Annotated in this window: 6 protein-coding genes; 3 read left to right on the top strand and 3 right to left on the bottom strand. The window is 70.5% G+C overall.

Annotated features, from left to right (window positions below):
• The first annotated feature begins 63 nt into the window (after positions 1–63).
• On the top strand, positions 64–276 hold the full coding sequence (locus ACQKIP_RS39450) for a hypothetical protein (protein ID WP_427745259.1): 213 nt from the start codon (positions 64–66) through the stop codon (positions 274–276).
• Between the two features lie 30 nt (positions 277–306).
• On the opposite strand, the gene ACQKIP_RS39445 is transcribed toward ACQKIP_RS39450, so the two are convergent.
• From ACQKIP_RS39445 to ACQKIP_RS39435, 3 genes are all read right to left on the bottom strand, one after another.
• Complete coding sequence (locus tag ACQKIP_RS39445; RefSeq protein WP_365853472.1) at positions 307–2,190, bottom strand: ABC transporter ATP-binding protein; 1,884 nt, start codon at positions 2,188–2,190, stop codon at positions 307–309.
• 321 nt (positions 2,191–2,511) lie between these two features.
• Positions 2,512–2,964 (bottom strand): hypothetical protein, encoded by a 453-nt coding sequence (locus tag ACQKIP_RS39440; protein WP_365853047.1) that lies wholly within the window; start codon positions 2,962–2,964, stop codon positions 2,512–2,514.
• A gap of 101 nt (positions 2,965–3,065) precedes the next feature.
• Positions 3,066–3,479 (bottom strand): ATP-binding protein, encoded by a 414-nt coding sequence (locus tag ACQKIP_RS39435; RefSeq protein ID WP_361188476.1) that lies wholly within the window; start codon positions 3,477–3,479, stop codon positions 3,066–3,068.
• A gap of 218 nt (positions 3,480–3,697) precedes the next feature.
• Between ACQKIP_RS39435 and ACQKIP_RS39430 the strand changes: the two genes are divergently transcribed.
• Together ACQKIP_RS39430 and ACQKIP_RS39425 are read left to right on the top strand one after the other, a co-directional pair.
• Positions 3,698–4,558, top strand: a complete 861-nt coding sequence (locus ACQKIP_RS39430) for a helix-turn-helix domain-containing protein (RefSeq protein WP_361188473.1) — start codon at positions 3,698–3,700, stop codon at positions 4,556–4,558.
• Positions 4,559–4,651: 93 nt separating this feature from the next.
• Complete coding sequence (locus ACQKIP_RS39425) at positions 4,652–4,867, top strand: DUF397 domain-containing protein (RefSeq protein ID WP_361188955.1); 216 nt, start codon at positions 4,652–4,654, stop codon at positions 4,865–4,867.
• Positions 4,868–4,943 lie beyond the last annotated feature (76 nt).

Here is a 4,943-nt window from a genome sequence, read left to right as displayed (position 1 = left end):
CCCCAGGCGCGGTGTACTGCGAATGAGTCCATGAGGACTTTCCACGGGGGAGCAGTAAGGACGATGATGAACAGCCGAGTGGTACTTGAACGCTTTCCGGCCGGCGGGCCGCGAGGATCGTGGCCCGCGGAGAAGTTCGCGGAGGCCCGCCGCATGGAGGGGCAGCAGGCGGAGGTCGTGATGGACCTCGCGTCCGACGCCTTCCTGGTGATCGTGCGCGAAGGGCACGGCGCGCCCGCCGTGCCGGACCTGGCCGAGATAGCCGCCGCCGCGTAGGCGGCTCCGGCTCCGGTCATGTCTCTTCCCTCAGCGCTCGGCGTGCCCGTTCGGTGAGGGGACCCCGGCCGTGAACTGGTCGGCTTGCAGGGCGTAGAGCTCCGCATAGACACCGCCCGTCCGCAGCAGGTCGTCCGGGGTGCCCGACTCCACCAGGCGCCCGCCTTCCAGGACATGGACGAGGTCCGCGTGGCGCACAGACGCCAGGCGGTGGGTGATCAGGACGACGGTCTGGCCCGTCCCGGCAAGAGCCCTGATCTTCTCGAAGACCTCCAGTTCGGCGCGGGCGTCGAGCGCTGCCGTCGGCTCGTCCACGATGAGGATGCTGCCGCGCCGGTAGGCGGCCCGCGCGATGCCGAGCCGCTGCCACTGACCGCCCGAAAGCTCGTGCCCGCCGGTGAACGCGCGGGCAAGGAGCGTGTCGAGCCCGCGCGGCAGATCGGCCACGACGTCCCCGGCACCCGCCTCGCCGACCGAGGCGCCGATCCGGTCGTCCGTGAGCGGCGCCGACGACCGACCGATCGCGATGTTCACGCGCGCCGTGAACGGCCAGCGCTTGAAGTCCTGCGCCACCATCGCGATGCGCTCCGCGAGCTGATGCCGGTCCGCCGTCGCGGCGTCGACGCCGTCCCACAGGATCCGGCCGTCCTTCGGCGCGTACAGGCCCGCGAGCAGCTTCACCAGTGTGGTCTTGCCGGAGCCGTTCTCGCCCACGAGCGCGACGATCTTCCCGGTGGGCAGCGAGAGGGAGATGTCGCTGAGCGCGTCCCTGCCCGCGGTGCCCGGATAGCGGAAGGTGACGTTCTCGAACCGTATCTCCCTTGGTTCTTCGGGGAGTTCGGCGCCGCCGACCGGGATGGCGCGCTGCTCCGCCTCCACGAAGAGCCGCTCCAGGTCGCCGACGAACATGGCGTCCTCGTGCAGGGAGTTGATCTCCACGACGAGAGTGTCGAGGCTGGCGGAGCCGGTGCGGATCGCGATGACGGCGGTACCCGCGACGGACAGCGCCATCGCCCCGGCGAGCAGCAGACCGCCGAGCGTCGCGTACGTCACCACGGTCGCGAGGCCCGTCCAGGCCGCCGCGATCAGGCCCGTACGGGCGGCGAGCCGCGCCAGGCGGGCCTGCTCCTCCTCCGCGGCCTCCGACATGGACCGGAAGTGCCGCAGCAGGAAGGGGCCCACGCCGTGCACCCGGATCTCCGGGGCCGCGCCCGTGTCGGTGAGCAGGCTGCCGATGAGGCGCCCCGCGCGGGCGTGCTGCACCCAGGCGTGGAAGGAGACATAGCGGCGCCGGGCGATCGTCAGGGCACTCCACGCGCTCGGCAGGACCATCGTCACCAGGAGCGGAAGCAGCAGCGGATGCAGGACGGTGAGCACGCTCGCCGCCGCGATCAGCGAGATCAGCGCGTTCACCACACGCGTGGCGATGCCGATCATCCGACGGGCGGACGCGGCTCCGTACTGTGCGGTGTCGAGCAGCTTGTGGAACGCGTCGTCCTCGATGGCCGAGAGCTCCACCGAAGCGGCCTTCTCCAGGTACTGCTCGGTGGCGACGCGCTCCACCTTCGGTTCCAGACGGCCCGTCGCGTACGTCGACACGGCGCGCAGCAGCGCGGCCAGGAACAGTACGCACGCCACCGCCACCAGAGCGGGCGCCGCACCGTGCAGCCGGTCGGCCACCGGCGCGTCGGTCAGCAGATGTCCCAGCACGCTGTTCACCGCGAGGAGGCTCACCGCCTGCGCGACACCGCGGCCCGCCTCGGCGCCGATGACGATGCGTGCGGCCTGCCGGTCCGCCTGCCGGGCGAGCCGGAAGCTGGCGGCGAGCAGCGCGGGCAGCCGCTTCAGCATGGACCGGAACCCCAGCTGGAGGAAGGCCTCCTCGTACTGGGCCCAGCCCGTGTCGTAGCGCAGGGGGCCGCCGAAGAGAAGCGCCTCAGAGTCCGAAGTCCTGCTCGGCGGGCGGTAGTTGTCCTGCCTTCTGTTGTTTTTCCGCTTGTCGTTCGTCTGCTTCTCCTTCTGCCTCCGGCGTACGTCCCGTGCGGGCTTGCGACACCGGGCAGCTGTTGCCGCTTCGCCCGGGTCGCAGTGCCATACCCCATGCAGGCGGCTCCGCACCCGTACAGGCAAAGGAGTTGTTTCGTGAGCGGCACTCTCCGGACACCTCAGGTCCCCTGCGAGCACGGCCTCGACATGCCGGGGCAGGTGCGCCGTACCCCGCCGCAGGGCGCGGGTCTACGCGCGTACGGCCCGCGACCAGGCCGGCGTGGCGCCAGTGGCGCCGCACCAGGCCAGGTACAGCGGGATCGGCGGGGTGTAGGGGACCTTGGTCCCGGAGGGGGTGTGGATCAGGGAGGGGGCGCGGCGGGCGCCGGGGACCACCGCTCCCGCGGCGTAATACGCGGGGGAGGGCCACTCCAGGGCGACGTCGGAGTCCGCCGGGACGATCCACCACCACAGGGCCGCGTCCACGTCCTCGTACACGCAGCCCACGCGGGGCAGCCGTGCCATCAGCCGGGGGCCGTAGCGTGCGGGCATCGCGACCGCGTCGCACCCCAGGGGCTGCGACATCCCTTCCGGCACGGCGAGGCGCGTCGGGGGCGGCGGGGAGGCAGCGGCAGTCCGCCGCCGTTCGAGGCGGACCAGCGTGTCCAGATCCAACAGCCGCCGCACCGTCACCGTGCTCACACGCCTCCTGCCCACGTCGTTCTCATGCCCGCACCCTCAGTCACGTCACGCAGTCACGCCACGCAGTCACGCCACGCAGTCATGTCATGCCCGCAGCCACGTCATGCCCGCAGTTCCGCCCACACGGTGAGACCGGCCCCGGGGCCCTCGTCCCGCACGCCCCACGCATTGCTGACTGCCTCGACGAGGAGCAATCCCCTCCCGTGCTCGTCGTCTGCGTCGGGCCCCTCGTGTGCGGGCCGTGGGACACCTGATCCGTATCCGTCGTCACGCACAGCTATGCGCAGGGTGCCGGGGCGTGTGCAGAGCTCGCAGACGATCCGGTGACTGGCGGTGTGCACGATCGCGTTCGTGACCAGCTCTGACACCACAAGGGCTGCGGCGTCGCGGCAGTCCTCGCCGATGTTCCAGCCCAGGAGCTGGGCTTTTGCCAGCTGTCTGGCCTGCGCGGCGGAGCCCGGCCGTGGCACGAGCGCGAAGCTGACGCAGAGCTCGGAGCCGCCATCGGCCCACACGTCGGCATTAACGCCAACAGGGGCTTCGGCGGCAGCTGTGTGTAACGGCGCGGGCGGAGTCACGCCATCCACTATCGCCCCGTCGGGAACACCTTGGCAAGACCCACTCTGAAAAGTGCACAGTGGCGTGTTCCTCTGAGGCGGCACGTGGCACACTGCTCGCAACGGCTCCAGGTGCGGAGTGAATTGGCATTACATGGAGTACGTGGAGGTAGGACGTGAGCGAACCGCGGTCCGCGCCGACCGTCGGCCAGGTCGTCCTAGGCCGTCGCTTGCAGGACCTGCGCGAGAGCGCGGGCCTCAAGCGGGAGGAGGCCGCGCGGATTCTCCGCGTGGCCCCCGCCACGGTCCGCCGCATGGAAATGGCCGAGGTCGCGCTGAAGATCCCGTATCTCCAGCTGCTCCTGAAGTCCTACGGAGTCGCCGACGACGAGGCCGACGCCTTCGTGACCCTCGCCGAGGAGGCGAACAAGCCGGGCTGGTGGCAGCGGTTCCACGACATCCTGCCGGGCTGGTTCAGCATGTACGTCAGCCTGGAGGGGGCGGCCAGCCTCATCAGGTCCTATGAACCGCATTTCGTGCCCGGTCTGCTGCAGACCGAGGAGTACGCACGTGGTGTGATGCGCTCCGGAGCGATCGGCCAGACACGCCCCGAGGACATCGAGCGGTACGTGGCGCTGCGGATGGAGCGCCAGTCCCTGCTCACCCGCGAGGACGCGCCGAGGCTCTGGGTCGTGATGGACGAGACCGCCCTGCGCAGACCGGTGGGCGGCCCCGAGGTGATGCGAGAGCAGATCGACAAGCTGCTCGAAGCCGTCGAACTCCCTCATGTGACGCTGCAGATCGCGCCGTTCGCGGCGGGTCCGCACCCGGGCACGTTCGGACCGTTCGTGCTCTTCCGCTTCGCCATGGCGGAGCTGCCGGACATGGTCTACAGCGAGTACCTGACCGGCGCCGTCTATCTGGACGCGCGCACCGAGGTGGCGACCCACCTCGAGGTCATGGACCGCATGGCGGCGCAAGCCGCGACGGCACAACGCACAAAGGAGCTCCTCAGGGACCTCCGCAAGGAGCTGTGAATGGATCGACACCGAGCCGGTACGCGACCGGGGTGCAAACCCGGAGCCGGGTCCCGCCCCGAGTCACGCGACGACTCCCGGATTTACAACGGCATGCCCGCCCGCGAACTCGGCAGCGAGGGCTGGCACAAGCCGTGGAGCGGCGGCAACGGCGGCAACTGCCTGGAGGCCATGAAGCTGGCCGACGGCCGCGTCGCGGTCCGCCAGTCCGCCGATCCGGACGGTCCGGCGCTGATCTACACGTACGGCGAGATCAACGCGTTCATCCAGGGAGCCAAGGCGGGGGAGGCCGACTTCCTGCTGTCGTGAACCCGCCGTGAGACCGTGAGATCCTGAGGTCCTGAGTTTGCGTGAGCCGTCGCCCGCCGGGGCGGCGGCTCACGGC

This window comes from Streptomyces sp. NPDC059900, assembly GCF_050270335.1.
In the GTDB taxonomy this organism is placed as follows: Bacteria; Actinomycetota; Actinomycetes; order Streptomycetales; family Streptomycetaceae; genus Streptomyces.
Note: the sequence above shows the minus strand (reverse complement) of the source record. Positions and strands in the feature narration are given on the sequence as shown.